The sequence below is a fragment of the Nocardia fodinahabitans genome (assembly GCF_052983615.1).
Map to the genome: position 1 here is coordinate 4,637,170 of NZ_JBRJJC010000001.1, position 16,113 is coordinate 4,653,282.

Sequence of the window (16,113 nt, forward strand, 5' to 3'; positions counted from 1 at the left end):
GCGTCGGGTCCGGTGGTGCTGGGCTGGCGCCGGCCGGCTCATGCTGGGGGCGATGGCGTTGTCGTCGGAACGGAACCTGCCGGACGAACACGACCGGGTGAATCGCGCGTGGGCGAGGGTCGCCGAGACCGCCGGTGTGCCCGCCGCCACGACCACGGTGTGGGTCATGCATTCCGATGCCGTCAACGGAGCCGTCAACGCCAGCGGCTACGTCAGTGTCACGCGGGCTGCCGTCGAGGCGTTCACCGAGCGTCAGCTCGAAGCGCTGGTCGCCCACGAGCTCGGACATCGCCTGCAGGGCACCAGCACCTGGCGGTCGGTGATCCGCTGGTATCGGTGGCCCTTCGAGTGGCTGGTACGCGCTGTTTTCGCGCCGGCGGACTGGTTGATGGTCCCGTTGCATCCGCGCCTGTTGCGATTGTCGAACCGTGTGATCGCCGCCCTGCGCTATTCCTCTCTCGGCGTGGCCGCCGCGACCACGCTGCTCGCCGCCCCGGCCGTCCTGGTCTACGGCACCGCCGCCTGCCTGCTCTTCGCGGCACTCGCCCTGCTGCTCGGCCCCTGGGGCGCCGCACTCGCCCTGGCCCTGGCCGCTACCCAGCTGGTGATCCGGCCCCGGCTGTCGCAGCGCCTCGAATACCTGGCCGACCGCGTTGTCGTCGACCTCGGCTACCTCGACGACTTCCGCTACGTCCTGCAACTCGTGTACGACCGTTCGACGGTTCCCGGCTCCGCCCACCCCACCGAGGTCCCCACCCTGCTCGCCACCCACCCCCGCCTGGACGACCGCCTCGCCGAACTCGACCGCTACGCCCACCGAACCCGCTGACCTGCGATTTCCTGGTTTACGGGTGGTACCATATGTGGCATGATCAAGACGACCGTGTACCTCCCCGAGGAGTTGGAGGTCCGGCTCGATGCCGAAGCTGCCGCGACCGGGGTCAGCAAGGCTGAACTCATTCGCCGGGGGATCGCCATGTTGCTCGATGCTTCCGAAGTGCCGAAGAACGACTCGCCGTTGCCGGTGTTCCGCAGCGGTCGTGCCCGTACCGCCGACGAGATGGATCAGGCGATCTACGACCACATCAAGTCGCGGTCGGCTCGTCGATGATCATCGTCGCCGACACCTCGGCACTGTTCGCGGCGTTCGACGCCGATCAGCCCGAGCACGAACAGGCGCTCGCGGTCATGGCATCCGAGACTCTGGTGATCTCACCGCTGGTCCTCACCGAGCTGGACCATCTCGTGCACCGCGATCTCGGTTTCGAGGCGGCGATGCAGGTCACCGAAGCGCTGATGGCCCGCATGCTCGCCGGACGCTACCGGCTCGCCGAGCTCAAACACGTCGATCTCGCTGCGGCCCAGCTCATCCGGGCCAAGTACGAGGGCCTTCGGCTCGACCTCGCCGACGCGGTCGGTGTCGCGCTGGCGGACAAATACCGGACGAATTGCATCTTCACCCTGGACCAGCGGGACTTCCGCGCGATCGAACCACTCACCCCCGGCGTCCACGCGTTCCGCATCCTGCCCGCGGATCTGTAGATCCGCGGGTGCGCCCGCTCGGGCGGTCGGCGCACTACGCTGCGATCATGCGCAAGCTTGCCGTGGTGATGATCGGGGTGCTCGGGCTGGTGTTCCTGGCCGGGTGCGGGGACGATGCGAGCGAGAGTCCGGCCGATCACGCGTCCTCGCCGACGATCTCGGGGCCGGCCGCGGCGGTGGCGCCGGGGTACCGGGAGGGGGCGCCGGCGAAAGAGAGTCCGGCGCCGCCGGATTCGGACCGGAAAGAGGTGATCACCGGGTCGGTCGATGTCACCTCGGGTGATCCGATCGGCGCGGCGGCGGAGGTCACCGAGCAGGTGCGCGTCCTCGGCGGGCGGATCGACAGCCGCACCGAACAGCCGGGGACCGACGATCGCACCCCGCGCGCCGTCCTCAGCGTGCGGGTGCCCGCGGACAAGACCGACACCTTCATCACCGGACTCGACGGGGTCGGCACCGTCACCAGGGTGAGCACCAACCGCGACGACGTCACCATGCAGTGGCAGGACCTCGACGCCCGCATCAGCGCCCTGCGCGCCTCGGTCGACCGGTTGCGCGCGCTCATGGCCGGCGCGACCAACACCGCCGATCTGATCGCCGCGGAGGAAGCGCTGGCGAGCAGGCAGGGCGAACTCGACAGCCTCACCGCGCAGAAGCGTTCGCTCGACGACCAGGTGGCGCTGTCCACGCTCACCCTCACCTTCACCGCCGATGACAAGGACGCCCCCGGCGATCCGGACAACTTCTGGGATGGCATCGTCTCCGGCTGGAACTCGCTGATCGACTGGCTCCAGGACGCCATCGTCTTCGTGGGCAAGGCGGTGCCGTGGCTCGGCTTCGTCGCCGTCCTCGGCGGCGTGATCTGGCTGGTGTTGCGGACCGTGCTGCGCCGTCGCCGCCCCGTGCCACCCGTCGCGCACACCCCTGCGGCCGCCCCGACCGGGGGACACAAGGAGGAACCGACCGATGCCGACCGTACGGGCGACGATCAAACCGAACAGCCGTAAAGGCCCGCTGGTCGAAGTCGCCGACGACGGCACCCTCACCCTCTACGTCCGCGCCCCCGCGGTCGAGGGCAAGGCCAACAAGGCCGCCATCGAACTCCTCGCCGACCACTTCGGCGTCGCCAAATCCGCGGTGCGCTTGACCGGCGGCGCCACCTCCCGTTTCAAGCGTTTCGACATCGACGCCTGACGCCGGAGCTCAGTCGACAACCTCGACCCGGCATGGCAATCCGGGTGCTTTGCTGAGCCGTGCGTCACTGGTGAGCAGTGGAACATCGAGTCGTGCCGCCAACGCGGCATAGAGGCCGTCGTAGAAGGTGATCGTGTGACGGAGCAGCCAGGCCTGCTCGCTGAGCCATCCCTGGTGGGCATAGCGCCGATCGACCATCGTCGCCAGCATGCGCAGGCCGATCGTGGCGGTATCGGGGTCGATCAGGCCCTTGCGCTCATGGCGGCGCAGCACATTGCCGACTTCGGCATCGATGAGATGTGGTGCGTGGCAGGTGCTGGTCTCGATCAGCCGTGCGACGGCGGTCCCGACGGCATCCTTGCGCAGCAGCGCGGTCGAGGCGGCCGAGGCGTCGAGCACGTACTCGTCACTCGCCACGGGCGTCGTCCAGCGCGCTCAGGATCGACTCGCGATCGGCTCCCTCGCTCGTGTCGCGCTCGAGCGCTTCGCGGATGGCCGCCATCGCCTCCGTCTTCGAACGGCGACGGGCGGCGGCGATCAACTCTCGTCGCATGTATGCCTGCAACGACATACCCTCTGCTTCGGCACGTCGGCGGAACACCTCGGCGTCCTCGTCGGGAATGTCCCGGACCTGAATGGTAGCCATAGCGCTATTTTAGCGCTGAAATAGCGCCGACTGCTATACGGCGCCGGGGAAGCCCAGTTGGCGCCAGGCCTCGTAGACCGAGACCGCCGCGGCGTTGGACAGGTTCATCGAGCGGCGGCCGGGCAGCATCGGGATGCGGACCTGGTCGGTGATGTGGGGGTCGGCGAGGACCTCGGCGGGCAGGCCGGTCGGTTCGGTGCCGAACAGCAGGGCGTCGTTGTCGCGGTAGGCGACCTCGGTGAAGCGGGTGGTGGCCTGGGTGGTGAAGGCGAAGACCCGGTCCGGCTCGATGGCCGCCCATGCCGTCGCCAGGTCGGGATGCACCGTCACCACCGCGAGGTCGTGATAGTCCAGCCCGGCCCGGCGCAGTTTCGACTCCGAGAGGTCGAAGCCGAGTGGTTCGATCAGATGCAGCGCGCAACCGGTCCCCGCGGCCAGCCGGATCGCATTGCCGGTGTTGGGCGGGATCACGGGGTTGTGAAAGATCAGGTGCAGCACAGCGCATCACTCTGTCATGCCGGGCTCGCGCGCTCGGTTCGCCCCACCGATCGGGCTCGGCGCGCCCGCCCGGCGGCCGCGTCTGGAACAATCGGGGCCGTGAACAAGGCGGAGACGACCGGGAAGCATCGGGTCGTGCGGTTGAGTGCGGGAGAGCAGTACCTGCGCAGTCACCTGCCGATGACCGTGGTGAGTGCGCTGATCCTGGTCGCGGTCGTGTTCGTCGCCTGGGATCGGTGGCGGCGCGGCGCGATCATCTTCGGCAGCGCGGCCCTGGTGGCCGCCGCCTTCCGGCTGTGCCTGCCGACGGTGCAGGTCGGCCTGCTCGCCGTCCGCAGCCGTCCGTTCGACGTGGCCACCCTGACCGCTCTCGGCAGCGCGATCGTCTTCCTCGCCGCCACCATCAACACCCTCGGCGTCAGCTGAGATAGCGCTCGGTGAACACCGCGCGCTCGCGCGGCCTGCGGCCGGGGTGCGGCGGCGTGCCCGCGCCGTAGCCGACGGCGACCATGACCGCGATCGCCGGCTCGGCGTCCGGGTCGATGCCGATCGCCTGCTTCACCAGCGCTTCGTCCCATCCGTTCATCGGGGCCGAATCGAGTCCGAGCCCGGTCGCGGCGAGCATCACATAGGTGGCGGCGATCATCGCGTTCTTCACGGCGTTCTCGCGCAGCAGCCCACGCTCGCGCATCGAGTGATAGTCGGCGCGCGAGTCGAACTTCGCCAGGAACTGCTCGTTCCACGCCCCGTTGCGCGTCGCCTGCTCGGCGATATCGGTGTTGGCCCCGGTCCACGCCGTCGGATCGGCGACGAACACCAGCACCGCGGGCGCCTCCAGTGGCTGCGGCTGACCGAACGCCGCCTCCGACAGCGCCTTGCGGCCCTCGGCACTGGTGACGACGACGATCGAGCGATCCTGCATGTTCCAGGCACTCGGCGCCTGCACCGCCAGGTCGAGCAATTCGTCGAGCAGTGCGGGCTCGAGCGGCTCGGGCCGGTAGTGGCGGACGGTGCGGCGGGTGCGGATGGCCTCGGTGACCGAAAGTGTCTGTGTGATCATGATTCCTACTATCGGAGAGTCACTCTCCTTTGGGAAGTAGGCACCTTTTTGTGCGTTAGACTCGGCGAGGTGCGCACGATTCACGAGGCCACCGGCCTGCCCGCCGACGTCTACTCCGCCAAATGCCCCACCCGCGAGGTCCTCGACCACATCGCGGGCAAGTGGACGGTGCTGATCGTGGACGCCCTCGCCGGCGGCACCCTGCGCTACACCGATCTGCGCAGACGCATCGACGGCATCTCCCAGAAGATGCTCACCCAGACCCTGCGGCAGCTCGAGCACGACGGATTCGTCGCGCGCACGGTGTATCCCACGGTCCCGCCGCGCGTCGAGTACACCCTCACCGACCTCGGCCACAGCCTGCGTGAACCGATCGCCGCGCTGCGGGAGTGGGTCGAGACGAATATCAATCGCATCGAGCAGGCCAGGCGGGTGGCGTCGTCCTGACCGCGCCGGGCCCGCCGTAGCGCCGTCTCGATCAGGCGGACTCGGCGACCCGCTGCTCCCACAGGCTGTGGGTGCCGGTGTTGCCGTAGCGCTCGCGGGCTTCGCCCGGACTGATCGTCGACCGGGTGTGCGGTGTGCCGGCGGCGGCGTGGGCGGCCAGGATCTGCCCGGTCATCTTCGCGACGTACGGGCTGGCCAGGATCAGTCCGCGATTGTCGCGGCGCGAGGTGGCCCACACGAGCGCCTTCCACGGGACCCGCGCCGACGCGTCGACGATGCCCGGCAGATCGAACCGGCCGAGTTTGCGCATCCAGGTGGGCAGCGTCGCGATCGTCGCCAGCGACAGCACCCGGCCGCCGACCGCGAACGTCATGCCCTTGTTCGCCGACGGCCACAGCAGGAAGTGCATCGCCGCTACGGCCCGCTCGCTGACGCACAACTGCGGCCGGACCCGCGCGAAGTAGGCGCGCACCTCGTCGCGATTGCGTGGCACGTCCGCGGGTTTGCAGGTCTGCAGTTCGGCCGCGATCACGCACTCGGCCCAGTACCGGTCCTCCTCGGCGGGGCTCAGCGGGCCGTGGCCGAACATCTCGTAGGCCTTGAGGACCGAATGCCAGCCGGTGACGTGAATCCACAGCTGGGAGTCGGGGTTGTTGGCGCTGTAGCGCTTGCCGCTGATCGGTTCGATGCCCGTCATCGGTGCGTGCACCTTCATCAGGTGCTCGGCGGCCTGGATGGCGGTGCGGCCGTCGCCGAGCGCGACCAGCAGGAAGTAGGACAGCGTGTGGTCCAGGCGGGTGGCGGGATTGTCGTAGATCCCGTGCGAATCGGCCACCGCGGCGGTCAGGAACGGGTCGAAGTGCTCGAGGGTGACCGCGCGCTGGAAGCCGATCAGCGCGGTCGGCGCCGCCCACACCTTCCAGGTGGGGGAGTCCGGCCCGAAGAAGCCGTAGTCGTCGCGACGCAGAGTCGACGCATCGAATGCCATTGCACCTGCTCCTTTGCAGTTGCCGAGGACGCCCCTCGCCAATGAATACAACACCATCGTAGCAATTGCCCGAAGTGAATACAACGATTGCGTAGGATTGATGCCGAGTGGCCGCCACCGGGGTATCGTCTGGGCAACGACAGGAGGAGCGCGTGACCGCGACGCAGGAACAACGACCGCGGCGCCGCTATGCCCCGCGCCTGCCACCGCACGAACGCCGGGCTCAGCTCCTAGACGCCGCGTTCGCCGTACTCGGCCGGATGGAACTGCACGAACTGAGCATGGAGGCCGTCGCGCAGGAGGCGGGCGTCGGCAAACCGGTGCTCTACACCGTGTTCAAGACCCGCGCCGAACTCGTCGAGGCCCTGCTGGCACGCGAACGCGAACGCGGCCTCGAGCAGATCGCCGAGACCCTGCCGGAGAACCTGCTCGACACCGATCCGCTCGCCGCCGCCTCGGCGACGGTCGAGGCGTTCGTCGGTGTGGCGCTGGCGAATCCGACCCGCTGGCGGCTGATCCTGGCGACCCCGGCGAGCGCGCCGGACGAGTATCGCGCGGCGCTGACGACGGCCAGGGCGGAGATCCTGGCCCGTGCGGAAGCCCTTGTCCGCGTTGGCATCGCCATGTCACCGCGCTGGTCGGCGATGGACGCGGGCCTGCTCGCGAACTCGACCCTCACCGTCGCCGAGATGCTCGGCAGGCTCGCGGTCAGCGAGCCCGAGGAGTATCCGCGCGAACGGCTCCAGGACTACGTGCGCTCGATCATGACCCTGCTGGCCGGGACGACGCGGGACTGAAACAGCCTGGGCGTCAGCGGTTCTCGCGGGCCAGCCGCATGGTTTCGGTGAGCAGCTTGGACACCGCGGCGGCCTCGGTGAGGAAGCCGTCGTGTCCGTCGCGCGAGTGCACGATCTCGAGCCCGGCGCAGCCCGGCAGCCCCTCGGCCAGCTCGGCCTGGGTGTGCAGCGGGTAGAGCCGATCGGAGTCGACGCCGCCCACCACGACCGGAACCGTCGTCGCGGCCAGCGCCGCGGCGATCCCGCCCCGGCCGCGACCGATGTCGTGGCGGTTCATGGCCTCGCTGAGCAGCACGTAGGTGGCCGGGTCGAACCGCTGACACAGCTTCTCGGCCTGGTGCTCGAGATAGCTCTGCACCGCGTAGCGCCCGCCCGTCCACGGATCCTCGTCGCCCTGGGGACGATTGGTGAAGCGGTGGTCGAGTTCGCCCTCGGTGCGGTAGGTCAGGTGCGCGATGCGCCGGGCCAGGCCCATGCCGGTCATCGGCGCGCGGCCGGTGCCGTGGTAATCGCCGTCCTGCCAGTCGGGGTCGGCCTTGATGACGGCCATCTGCGTGGTCTGGGTGCCGATCTGGTCGGCGGTGGCGCGGGCGCCGACGGCCAGCACCAGCGCGGCCGCCGTCCGTCCCGGCTGTCCGACGATCCACTCCAGCACCCGCATGCCGCCCATCGACCCACCGACGACGGCGGCCAGCCGCTCGATCCCGAACAGATCGAGCAGCTGTGCCTCGGCGGTGACCTGGTCACGGATGGTCAGGTCGGGAAAACGCGAACCCCACGGCGCGCCGTCGGGCGCGAGCGAGGACGGCCCGGTGCTGCCCTTGCAGCCGCCGAGCACGTTCGTCGCGATCACACACCACTCGTCGGTGTCGATCGGCGCGCCGGGGCCGACCATGCCCTCCCACCAGCCGGGCTGGGCATTGTCGGCGCTGGCGATGACGTGGGAGTCGCCGGTGAGGGCGTGTTCGACCAGCACGACATTGTCGAGCGTGGGCGAGAGCTCACCCCAGCGCTGCACCGACAGCCGCACATCGGGGACCACGGCGCCGTTCTCCAGCACCACATCCCCGATGGCGACCACGCCGAGTCGCCCGTCCGGCGGTGGCAGCAGGGCCACCCCGGTCGCGGGACGGGCGATCGGCGATTCGGTGCTCACAGTCACGTGTTCGCCGCCGCGAAACCGGCGCGCAGATCCGCCAGGATGTCGTCGATCCCCTCGATGCCCACGGCGAGCCGGACCAGCCCCGGGGTGACGCCGGAGGCCAGTTGCTCTTCGGGCGTCAACTGCGAGTGCGTGGTGGACGCCGGGTGAATCACGAGAGAACGCACATCACCGATGTTAGCGACATGGCTGTGCAGGCTGAGCGCGTCCACGAACTTCTTGCCCGCGTCGACACCGCCGCGCAGCTCGAACGCGACGATCGCGCCAGCGCCCTTGGGCGCCAGCTGCTTGGCCCGCGCGTGCCACGGCGAGGTCTCGAGCCCCGCGTAGTGGACGGCCTCGACGCCCGGCTGCTCGGCGACGAACTTCGCCACGGCCTCGGCGTTGGCCACGTGCCGCTCGACCCGCAGGCTCAGCGTCTCGATGCCCTGGGCGATGAGGAACGCGTTGAACGGCGACACCGCCGCACCCAGGTCGCGCAGCAGCTGCACGCGCGCCTTGAGCGCGAAGGCGGGCGCGCCCAGGTCGGCGAAGACCGCACCGTGGTAGCTGGGATCGGGCACGGTGAAACCGGGGAAGCGGGCGTTGCCGTCGGCGTCGCGCACGGTCCAGTCGAAGGTGCCGCCGTCGACGATCACGCCGGCCACCGCCGCGCCGTGCCCGCCCAGGTACTTCGTCGCCGAGTGCACGACGATGTCGGCGCCGTGGGCCAGCGGCTGGATCAGGTACGGGGTCGCGACGGTGTTGTCGACGATCAGCGGGATGCCCGCCTTGTGCGCGATCTCGGCGATACCGGGGATGTCGAACACGGCGCTGCTCGGGTTGGCGATGGTCTCGCCGTAGAAGGCCTTGGTGTTGGGCCGGATGGCGGCCTGCCACTGCGCCAGATCGTCGGGATCCTCGACGAAGGAGACCTCGATGCCCAGCTTGGGCAGCGAGTAGTGGAACAGGTTGTAGGTGCCGCCGTAGAGATGCGGACTGGACACGATGTGGTCGCCCGCGTTGGCCAGATTCAGGATCGCGTAGGTCTCGGCGGCCTGGCCCGAGGCCAGCAGCAGCGCCGCGACGCCACCCTCGAGCGCGGCGATGCGCTGCTCGACCGCGTCCTGGGTGGGGTTCATGATCCGGGTGTAGATGTTGCCCGGCTCGGCGAGACCGAACAGCGCGGCGGCGTGATCGGTGTCGCGGAAGGTGTATGAGGTGGTCTGGTAGATCGGCAGGGCCCGCGCGTTGGTGGCCGCGTCGGGGGCCTGGCCCGCGTGGACCTGCTTGGTCTCGAAGGACCAGTTCTCGGGCAGGGTGGAGTCGGTCATGTAAAGCTCCAGGGTTGTTCGCCGGTATATCGCGTCAGATGGGTTGGATCGACGGACAACAACACATGGGGGCCTCCTGCGATGCGCGCTTGCTCTCGGCCTTCGAGAGCCCGGTCATCACCCGGAGCACCCCACCGCAGCTGGAGGGTTGCCGACCAGCGAGCCGGGGCTTGGCACTGGTACTCATGACCTTGGCCGTCATGTTAACCGGCCATTGCGTCCGCGCGGAAACTTCCCCCGGTTTCGTCGCCTGGATCACTCTGTCGCCGGTGTGCCGGGCCCTGGCGTGTCGAGTTCCGGCGGGGCGCCGCAGCTGCGGCGGAGCCGCGCAGGACGGGTCGCAGCTGTTCCTCGGCCGCGGTCTGCGGGGTGCGTTCGCCGTGCCTCGGCGGCTACGGCGTGCCCGGTGCCGTCACGGTGACGCTCGGCCCGGTGCCGATCGTCTTCGGATTCAGCCGCTGGCCCCGGACTCGGATCGGCGCTGCGTACCGGGCGGTAACGGCGAACAGCGCACTTGGCGAGGCGCCCGCCGAGTAGGTTGGGAGGCGAGCGTATGCCGGGCACCGGCCGGCAGTGTCTTCGGTCACTCGCGCCCTGATCGGCGTCGCGGCGAGCGGAGTCCCGCACAGCGGGCCCTCCCATCGCGGTGAGGTGGGGGGCAGCAGTACGCTCGTCTTGTTTGCACCACACGTCCCGCAGACAACGCGGGGCATATACGTTGTCTGTTGGAACTGCTGGGGTCCGCTCACAAGCGTGTTCGCCTGGCCGTGCAATAAGGGCACCCACCGAGGAGGACACGAAGATCCATGTCCAAGATCAAGGTTGAAGGCACCGTCGTAGAACTCGACGGCGACGAGATGACCCGGATCATCTGGCAGTTCATCAAGGACAAGCTGATCCACCCGTATCTCGACGTGAACCTCGAGTACTACGACCTCGGCATCGAGTATCGCGACAAGACAGATGACCAGGTCACCGTCGATGCCGCGAATGCCATCAAGAAGCACGGCGTCGGCGTGAAGTGCGCCACCATCACCCCGGACGAAGCGCGGGTGAAGGAGTTCGGCCTCAAGAAGATGTGGCGCTCGCCCAACGGCACCATCCGTAACATTCTGGGTGGCACCATCTTCCGCGCGCCGATCATCATCTCCAACGTGCCCCGCCTGGTGCCCGGCTGGACCAAGCCGATCATCATCGGCCGCCACGCCTTCGGCGACCAGTACCGCGCCACCGACTTCAAGGTCTACGAGGCGGGCACCGTCACGCTGACCTTCACCCCGGAGGACGGCAGCGAGCCGATCGTGCACGAGGTCGTGAAGATGCCCGAGGACGGCGGCGTCGTCATGGGTATGTACAACTTCAAGAAGTCCATCGAGGACTTCGCGCGGGCCTCGTTCAACTACGGCCTGCAGCAGAACTACCCGGTGTACCTCTCCACGAAGAACACCATCCTCAAGGCCTACGACGGCATGTTCAAGGACACCTTCCAGGAAGTCTTCGACGCCGAGTTCAAGGCCGAGTTCGACGCCGCGGGCCTGACCTACGAGCACCGCCTGATCGACGACATGGTCGCGTCCTCCATGAAGTGGGAGGGCGGCTACGTCTGGGCCTGCAAGAACTACGACGGCGACGTGCAGTCCGACACCGTGGCGCAGGGCTTCGGCTCGCTGGGCCTGATGACCTCGGTGCTGCTCACCCCGGACGGCAAGACCTGTGAGGCCGAGGCCGCGCACGGCACCGTCACCCGGCACTACCGCCAGCACCAGCAGGGCAAGCCGACCTCGACCAACCCGATCGCGTCGATCTTCGCCTGGACCCGTGGCCTGGAGCACCGGGGCAAGCTGGACAACACCCCCGAGGTGATCGGCTTCGCGCAGGCGCTCGAGGACGTCGTCATCAAGACCGTCGAAGGCGGCCAGATGACCAAGGATCTGGCGCTGCTCGTCGGCGGCGACCAGGGCTACCTGAGCACCGAGGAGTTCCTCGGCGCGCTCGACGTCAACCTGGCGCGCGCCCTCAAGTGAGGTAGCGATCCCGCCGCTGGGCGATTCGGACTCAGGCGGCGCGAGACCCGCGTCGGCGACCGGCGGATCAGCGGGGGCGGAGTTCGCCCGGCCCGGTAGGTACCCCAGTTCTCGCGAGAACCGGGGCACCCACCGGGCCGTTGTGCGCGCTGCGTCGCGTGCGGCCGGAGCCGGCTCGTGGGTTACACCATCGTGTCCACGACCGGCAGGCCGAAGGCGTGTGTGCCGTACATGGCGTAGGCGCGCTCGGGATCGTTGGCGGCGTGCACCCGACCGGCATGCGCGTCGCGCCAGAACCGTTGCAGTGCTGTGCTGTTCGTCAGTGCGGTGGCGCCGGCCGCCTCGAAGAGCCGGTCGATCGATGCGACGGCGCGGCCGGTGGCGCGCACCTGGTCGCGGCGGGCCCGGGCGCGCAGTTCGAACGGGATCTCCCGGCCGGCCAACAAGCAGGCGTACTCGTCGGCGACATTCCCGGACAGCTGCCGCCACGCCGCGTCGATATCGCTGGCGGCCTCGGCGATGCGGACTTTGCCGAACGGGTCGGCGTTGGCGTGCTCACCCGCGTAGGCGGCCCGCACCCGGGTGCCCTGGTGCTCGATGTGCGCCGCGAGCGCGCCATAGGCCATGCCGACGATCGGGGTGGAGATGGTGGTGGGATGGATTGTGCCCCAGGGCATCCGGTAGACCGGATCGGCATTGGTCCGCAGGCCCGGCGACGTCGATTCGGCCATCGTCCGGAAGCTGAGGAAGCGGTGTTCCGGCACCAGCACGTTGTCGACGACGACCGTATTGGATCCGGTGCCGCGCAAGCCGACCACGTTCCAGACATCGTCGACGCGGTAGTCGCTGCGCGGAATGAGGTAGCTGCCGAAGTCGACCGGCTTGCCGTCGGCGAGCACCGGGCCGCCGACGAAGACCCAGTCGGCGTGGTCGCAGCCGGACGACCACGCCCAGGCGCCGTTCACCAGGTAGCCGCCGTCGACCTTGGTGGCGGCGCCCATGGGTGCATACGAGGACGCGACGCGCGCGTCGGTATCGGCGCCCCAGACATCCTGCTGTGCCCGCTGGTCGAACAGGGCCAGGTGCCAGTTGTGGATGCCGAGGATGCCGGCCACCCAACCGGTGGACCCGCACGCGCTCGCGAGCGTGCGGACGGTGTCGTAGAAGACGACCGGGTCGGCGGCGTGGCCACCCCACTGTCGCGGTTGCAGGAGCGTGAAGAACCCGGTGTCGCGCAGGTCCGCGATGGATTCGTCCGGAATCCGGCGCAGGTCTTCGGTCTGCTGGGCGCGCGCACGTAGACGCGGCAGCACGGCGGCTACTCGGTCGATGATGTCCTGGGTCATTGTCGCGAAACTCCGGGCTGGTAGGGGCGATTGCTGCGCCACAAAACTAGAACCGGTTACAAAAAGTGTCGAGCACCCAAAAGGCTTGGTTCGGGACGGAATAAGTCCCTGAAATCTAGGACTTTCGGCCATTGGTTCGCCGACGGCCGGCGCCCGAAAATGTGTCGATTCTGTAACTCGTTCTAGCATCTCGAGGAGTGGGTGATGGCCACGAACGCCCAGGACAGCGGCCGACAGGTCCGGGAGATCGACGTGGGCTCGGCGCCCACCCGCTACGCCAGGGGCTGGCATTGCCTCGGCCTCGCCGAGACCTTCCGCGACGGCAGACCGCACTCGATCAGGGCGTTCGGCACCAAGCTCGTGGTCTGGGCCGACACCAGCGGCCGCCTGCAGGTGCTCGACGCGTATTGCAGGCACCTGGGTGGTGACCTGTCCATGGGCACGATCAAGGGCGACGAGGTGGCCTGTCCGTTCCATGACTGGCGCTGGGGTGGCGACGGCAGATGCCGGGACATCCCGTACGCGCGGCGGGTCCCGCCGCTTGCCCGCACCCGGACCTGGACCAGCCTCGAGCGCAACGGTCAGCTCTTCGTCTGGCACGACCACGAGGGCAACGCGCCCGCACCCGAGGTGACCATCCCCCATATCGAGGGACCGTACAGCGACGGCAACGGCGGCCCCGTCGACACCCACAGCGCCGCCTGGACGCCGTGGACCTGGAACACGATCCTGATCGAGGGCGCCAACTGCCGCGAGATCATCGACAACATCGTCGACATGGCCCACTTCTTCTACATCCACTACGCCTTCCCGACGTACTTCAAGAACGTCTTCGAGGGCCATATCGCCACCCAGTTCCTGGAGACCAAGGGCCGCCCCGATGTCGGGATCGTGAACAAGTACGGCGGTGACACACTGCTGAAATCGGAGGCCTCGTACTTCGGGCCCTCGTACATGATCAACCCGCTGACCAACATCTACAGCGGCTACGAGGTCAACAGCGTCCTGGTCAATTGCCACTACCCGGTCACCCAGGACTCGTTCGTGCTGCAGTACGGGATCACGCTGGAGAAGCCGAAAGGTCTGCCGGACGAGCAGGCCGAGCGGCTGGCCACGAAAATGACCGAGGGCATCGCCGTCGGCTTCCTGCAGGACGTGGAGATCTGGAAGCACAAGTCCAAGGTCGAGAATCCGCTGCTCTGCGCCGAGGACGGCCCGGTCTACCAATTGCGCCGCTGGTACGACCAGTTCTTCGTCGATGTCGCCGACGTGGACCCGAAGTCCTCGCAGCGCTTCGAGTTCGAGGTCGACACCACCACCGCCAACGCGGTCTGGGAAGCCGAAGTCGCCGAGAACCTCCGCAAAGCCGGCCCCGCACCCCATCCGACGAACGCGTGAGGATCGACTCCCGATGGCCTATGTGATCACGCAGCGGTGCTGCAACGACGCCGGCTGCATCCCCGAATGTCCGGTGGATTGCATCCGTCCCACCGCCGATCAACCCGAATTCGCCACCACCGAGCAGCTCTACATCGACCCCGTGGCCTGTGTCGACTGCGGGGCCTGCGCCGATGCCTGCCCGGTCGGCGCCATCTTCCCCGCGGACGAGCTCAGCGCGTCGCTGGAGCGGTTCCGCGACATCAATGCGGCCTGGTTCCAGCGATATCCGCTGGAATCGACCACCGAACCCCTGACCGAGCCAGGGCGCGTACCCAGGGCGCTGGGCACCCTGCGGGTCGCTGTCGTCGGCGCGGGACCGGCTGCCTGCTACGCCGCCGCGGAACTGCTGCGTCGCGCGGACGTCGAGGTCGAGTTGTTCGATCGGCTGCCAACGCCCTACGGGTTGATCCGCTCCGGGGTCGCGCCCGACCATCCCGGCACCAAAGCAGTGGTGGACCAGTTCGAATCGGCCTTCCGGCGTGACGCGCTGCAGTACCGGCTGAATGTGGAGGTCGGCAAGGATATCTCGCACGAGGAGCTGATGGCCCACCACCACGCGGTCATCTATGCCGTCGGCGCGGCCACCGACCGGCGCCTCGGCGTGCCCGGAGAGGACCTGCCGGGCAGCCACTCGGCCACCGAATTCGTGGCCTGGTACAACGGGCATCCCGAGTACGCGGACCGGGCATTCGATCTCTCCGGCGAGCGGGCCGTCATCATCGGCAACGGCAATGTGGCCCTCGATGTTGCCCGGGTGCTGACGGTGGACCCGGATGAGCTGGCGCACACCGATATCGCCGATCACGCCTTGGCCGCGTTGCGCCGCAGCACAATCACCGAGGTGGTTGTGCTCGGCCGCCGCGGGCCGTTGCAGGCCGCTTACACCTCACCGGAATTCCTGGCGCTGGGGTACCTCAACGGCGTCGACATCATCGTCGATCCCGGTGATCTGGAACTGGATCCGATCTCGCGGGCCGAGCTCGACGATCCCGGCGCCGAGTTCGCGCTGCGGCTCAAGCACACCATCGCGCAGGAATACGCGCACGGTCCGCGCACCCCGGGAAACAAGCGGATCGTCTTCCGCTACTCGGCTTCCCCGACCGCCGTCACCGGCGACGGGCGGGTCGACGGCATCGAGTACGTGCACAACGAACTGGTCGCGATCGACGGGCGCACTGTCGCCCGGGCCGGCGACCGTACCGGCACGCTGGCGGCGTCGCTGGTCTTGCGTTCGGTGGGCTACCGCGGTGCGCCGATCGAAGACCTGCCGTTCGACGAGCGCGCCGGCATCGTCCCCAATGCAGGTGGCCGGGTTGTCCGTGATGGCAATCCGGTGCCGGGCGTGTATGTGTGCGGCTGGATCAAGCGCGGGGCCCGGGGTGTCATCGGCTCCAACCGGGTCGATGCGGAGCAGACCGTCGATCAGCTGATCGAGGACTTCGTGAACGGCGCACTGGCCGCGCCCCAGCGCACCCGCGCCGACCTGGCGGCGCTGCTGGCCGAGCGCGCGCCCTACCAGGTCGGCCGCGACGGCTGGCGGGCCATCGACGCGGCGGAGCAGACGGCGGGCAAGGCCGCCGGGCGGCCACGCGTGAAGTTCGTCACGGTCGAGGATTTGGTCGAAGCGGCACTCTTGCCCGAGAAGTCGCGGTGAGC

General features: G+C 68.6%; 19 protein-coding genes and 1 riboswitch. Of the genes, 11 read left to right on the forward strand and 8 right to left on the reverse strand.

Annotated elements, in window-relative coordinates; all coding sequences use genetic code 11:
- The first annotated feature begins 52 nt into the window (after window positions 1–52).
- From NV348_RS21475 to NV348_RS21495, 5 genes are read left to right on the forward strand one after another with little or no spacing between them, the layout of a single operon-like run.
- The gene (locus NV348_RS21475; RefSeq protein ID WP_447148495.1) at window positions 53–829 is read left to right on the forward strand and encodes a M48 family metalloprotease; all 777 of its coding nucleotides are present in this window, start codon (window positions 53–55) and stop codon (window positions 827–829) included.
- Between the two features lie 39 nt (window positions 830–868).
- Complete coding sequence (locus tag NV348_RS21480) at window positions 869–1,111, forward strand: ribbon-helix-helix protein, CopG family (protein ID WP_447148496.1); 243 nt, start codon at window positions 869–871, stop codon at window positions 1,109–1,111.
- Entirely contained in the window at window positions 1,108–1,542 is a 435-nt protein-coding gene (locus NV348_RS21485) for a type II toxin-antitoxin system VapC family toxin (RefSeq protein ID WP_447148497.1), read from the forward strand. The genes NV348_RS21480 and NV348_RS21485 overlap by 4 nt, the downstream gene beginning before the upstream one ends.
- 47 nt (window positions 1,543–1,589) lie before the next feature.
- Window positions 1,590–2,549 carry a DUF4349 domain-containing protein gene (locus tag NV348_RS21490; RefSeq protein ID WP_447148498.1) on the forward strand — a complete coding sequence of 320 codons (960 nt, stop codon included), beginning with the start codon at window positions 1,590–1,592 and terminating at the stop codon, window positions 2,547–2,549.
- Window positions 2,509–2,736 (forward strand): DUF167 domain-containing protein, encoded by a 228-nt coding sequence (locus NV348_RS21495; RefSeq protein WP_447148499.1) that lies wholly within the window; start codon window positions 2,509–2,511, stop codon window positions 2,734–2,736. The genes NV348_RS21490 and NV348_RS21495 overlap by 41 nt, the downstream gene beginning before the upstream one ends.
- Before the next feature lie 9 nt (window positions 2,737–2,745).
- On the opposite strand, the gene NV348_RS21500 is transcribed toward NV348_RS21495, so the two are convergent.
- The 3 genes from NV348_RS21500 to NV348_RS21510 are packed head-to-tail and all read right to left on the reverse strand — an operon-like array spanning window position 2,746 to window position 3,880.
- Complete coding sequence (locus NV348_RS21500; protein WP_447148500.1) at window positions 2,746–3,153, reverse strand: type II toxin-antitoxin system VapC family toxin; 408 nt, start codon at window positions 3,151–3,153, stop codon at window positions 2,746–2,748.
- Complete coding sequence (locus NV348_RS21505; protein WP_447148501.1) at window positions 3,143–3,382, reverse strand: FitA-like ribbon-helix-helix domain-containing protein; 240 nt, start codon at window positions 3,380–3,382, stop codon at window positions 3,143–3,145. Before NV348_RS21505 ends, NV348_RS21500 begins: the two co-directional genes overlap by 11 nt.
- A gap of 33 nt (window positions 3,383–3,415) precedes the next feature.
- Window positions 3,416–3,880: a tRNA (cytidine(34)-2'-O)-methyltransferase gene (locus NV348_RS21510; RefSeq protein WP_447148502.1), complete on the reverse strand. Its 465-nt coding sequence runs from the start codon at window positions 3,878–3,880 to the stop codon at window positions 3,416–3,418.
- Window positions 3,881–3,979: 99 nt separating this feature from the next.
- On the opposite strand from NV348_RS21510, the gene NV348_RS21515 reads away from it, so the two are divergent.
- Complete coding sequence (locus NV348_RS21515; protein WP_019045205.1) at window positions 3,980–4,306, forward strand: DUF3017 domain-containing protein; 327 nt, start codon at window positions 3,980–3,982, stop codon at window positions 4,304–4,306.
- Here the strand turns inward: NV348_RS21515 and NV348_RS21520 are convergent.
- The gene (locus NV348_RS21520) at window positions 4,299–4,940 is read right to left on the reverse strand and encodes a nitroreductase family protein (protein WP_447148503.1); all 642 of its coding nucleotides are present in this window, start codon (window positions 4,938–4,940) and stop codon (window positions 4,299–4,301) included. The genes NV348_RS21515 and NV348_RS21520 overlap by 8 nt on opposite strands.
- Window positions 4,941–5,009: 69 nt before the next feature.
- Between NV348_RS21520 and NV348_RS21525 the strand changes: the two genes are divergently transcribed.
- Entirely contained in the window at window positions 5,010–5,387 is a 378-nt protein-coding gene (locus NV348_RS21525; RefSeq protein WP_447148504.1) for a winged helix-turn-helix transcriptional regulator, read from the forward strand.
- Between the two features lie 31 nt (window positions 5,388–5,418).
- Here the strand turns inward: NV348_RS21525 and NV348_RS21530 are convergent, their stop codons facing one another.
- A complete protein-coding gene (locus NV348_RS21530) occupies window positions 5,419–6,375 on the reverse strand; it encodes an oxygenase MpaB family protein (RefSeq protein ID WP_447148505.1) in 957 nt (318 codons plus the stop codon).
- 152 nt (window positions 6,376–6,527) lie between these two features.
- On the opposite strand from NV348_RS21530, the gene NV348_RS21535 reads away from it, so the two are divergent.
- On the forward strand, window positions 6,528–7,172 hold the full coding sequence (locus tag NV348_RS21535; RefSeq protein ID WP_447148506.1) for a TetR/AcrR family transcriptional regulator: 645 nt from the start codon (window positions 6,528–6,530) through the stop codon (window positions 7,170–7,172).
- A 13-nt stretch (window positions 7,173–7,185) separates the two neighbouring features.
- Here NV348_RS21535 and metX read toward each other — a convergent pair whose 3' ends face one another.
- Both metX and NV348_RS21545 read right to left on the reverse strand, forming a co-directional pair.
- A complete protein-coding gene (gene metX / locus NV348_RS21540; protein ID WP_447148507.1) occupies window positions 7,186–8,334 on the reverse strand; it encodes a homoserine O-acetyltransferase MetX in 1,149 nt (382 codons plus the stop codon).
- Entirely contained in the window at window positions 8,331–9,647 is a 1,317-nt protein-coding gene (locus tag NV348_RS21545; protein WP_447148508.1) for a bifunctional o-acetylhomoserine/o-acetylserine sulfhydrylase, read from the reverse strand. Before NV348_RS21545 ends, metX begins: the two co-directional genes overlap by 4 nt.
- An 80-nt stretch (window positions 9,648–9,727) precedes the next feature.
- A riboswitch (SAM riboswitch) is annotated at window positions 9,728–9,838 on the reverse strand.
- Between the two features lie 615 nt (window positions 9,839–10,453).
- Between NV348_RS21545 and NV348_RS21550 the strand changes: the two genes are divergently transcribed.
- A complete protein-coding gene (locus tag NV348_RS21550; RefSeq protein ID WP_342801192.1) occupies window positions 10,454–11,671 on the forward strand; it encodes an NADP-dependent isocitrate dehydrogenase in 1,218 nt (405 codons plus the stop codon).
- A gap of 182 nt (window positions 11,672–11,853) precedes the next feature.
- Here the strand turns inward: NV348_RS21550 and hsaA are convergent, their stop codons facing one another.
- Entirely contained in the window at window positions 11,854–13,017 is a 1,164-nt protein-coding gene (gene hsaA, locus NV348_RS21555; RefSeq protein ID WP_447148509.1) for a 3-hydroxy-9,10-secoandrosta-1,3,5(10)-triene-9,17-dione monooxygenase oxygenase subunit, read from the reverse strand.
- Between the two features lie 204 nt (window positions 13,018–13,221).
- On the opposite strand from hsaA, the gene NV348_RS21560 reads away from it, so the two are divergent.
- Window positions 13,222–14,415: a 3-ketosteroid-9-alpha-monooxygenase, oxygenase component gene (locus NV348_RS21560; protein ID WP_447148510.1), complete on the forward strand. Its 1,194-nt coding sequence runs from the start codon at window positions 13,222–13,224 to the stop codon at window positions 14,413–14,415.
- A 13-nt stretch (window positions 14,416–14,428) separates the two neighbouring features.
- Window positions 14,429–16,111: an FAD-dependent oxidoreductase gene (locus NV348_RS21565; protein WP_447148511.1), complete on the forward strand. Its 1,683-nt coding sequence runs from the start codon at window positions 14,429–14,431 to the stop codon at window positions 16,109–16,111.
- Window positions 16,112–16,113 lie beyond the last annotated feature (2 nt).

What these genes read in the sequence shown, in the direction of transcription:
- NV348_RS21475 (WP_447148495.1), top strand. Translation starts at nt 53, where the DNA reads ATGGCGTTGTCGTCGGAACGGAACCTGCCGGACGAACACGACCGGGTG.
- NV348_RS21480 (WP_447148496.1), top strand. Translation starts at nt 869, where the DNA reads ATGATCAAGACGACCGTGTACCTCCCCGAGGAGTTGGAGGTCCGGCTC.
- NV348_RS21485 (WP_447148497.1), top strand. Translation starts at nt 1,108, where the DNA reads ATGATCATCGTCGCCGACACCTCGGCACTGTTCGCGGCGTTCGACGCC.
- NV348_RS21490 (WP_447148498.1), top strand. Translation starts at nt 1,590, where the DNA reads ATGCGCAAGCTTGCCGTGGTGATGATCGGGGTGCTCGGGCTGGTGTTC.
- NV348_RS21495 (WP_447148499.1), top strand. Translation starts at nt 2,509, where the DNA reads ATGCCGACCGTACGGGCGACGATCAAACCGAACAGCCGTAAAGGCCCG.
- NV348_RS21505 (WP_447148501.1), bottom strand. Translation starts at nt 3,382, where the DNA reads ATGGCTACCATTCAGGTCCGGGACATTCCCGACGAGGACGCCGAGGTG.
- NV348_RS21520 (WP_447148503.1), bottom strand. Translation starts at nt 4,940, where the DNA reads ATGATCACACAGACACTTTCGGTCACCGAGGCCATCCGCACCCGCCGC.
- NV348_RS21530 (WP_447148505.1), bottom strand. Translation starts at nt 6,375, where the DNA reads ATGGCATTCGATGCGTCGACTCTGCGTCGCGACGACTACGGCTTCTTC.
- NV348_RS21545 (WP_447148508.1), bottom strand. Translation starts at nt 9,647, where the DNA reads ATGACCGACTCCACCCTGCCCGAGAACTGGTCCTTCGAGACCAAGCAG.
- NV348_RS21550 (WP_342801192.1), top strand. Translation starts at nt 10,454, where the DNA reads ATGTCCAAGATCAAGGTTGAAGGCACCGTCGTAGAACTCGACGGCGAC.
- hsaA (WP_447148509.1), bottom strand. Translation starts at nt 13,017, where the DNA reads ATGACCCAGGACATCATCGACCGAGTAGCCGCCGTGCTGCCGCGTCTA.
- NV348_RS21560 (WP_447148510.1), top strand. Translation starts at nt 13,222, where the DNA reads ATGGCCACGAACGCCCAGGACAGCGGCCGACAGGTCCGGGAGATCGAC.
- NV348_RS21565 (WP_447148511.1), top strand. Translation starts at nt 14,429, where the DNA reads ATGGCCTATGTGATCACGCAGCGGTGCTGCAACGACGCCGGCTGCATC.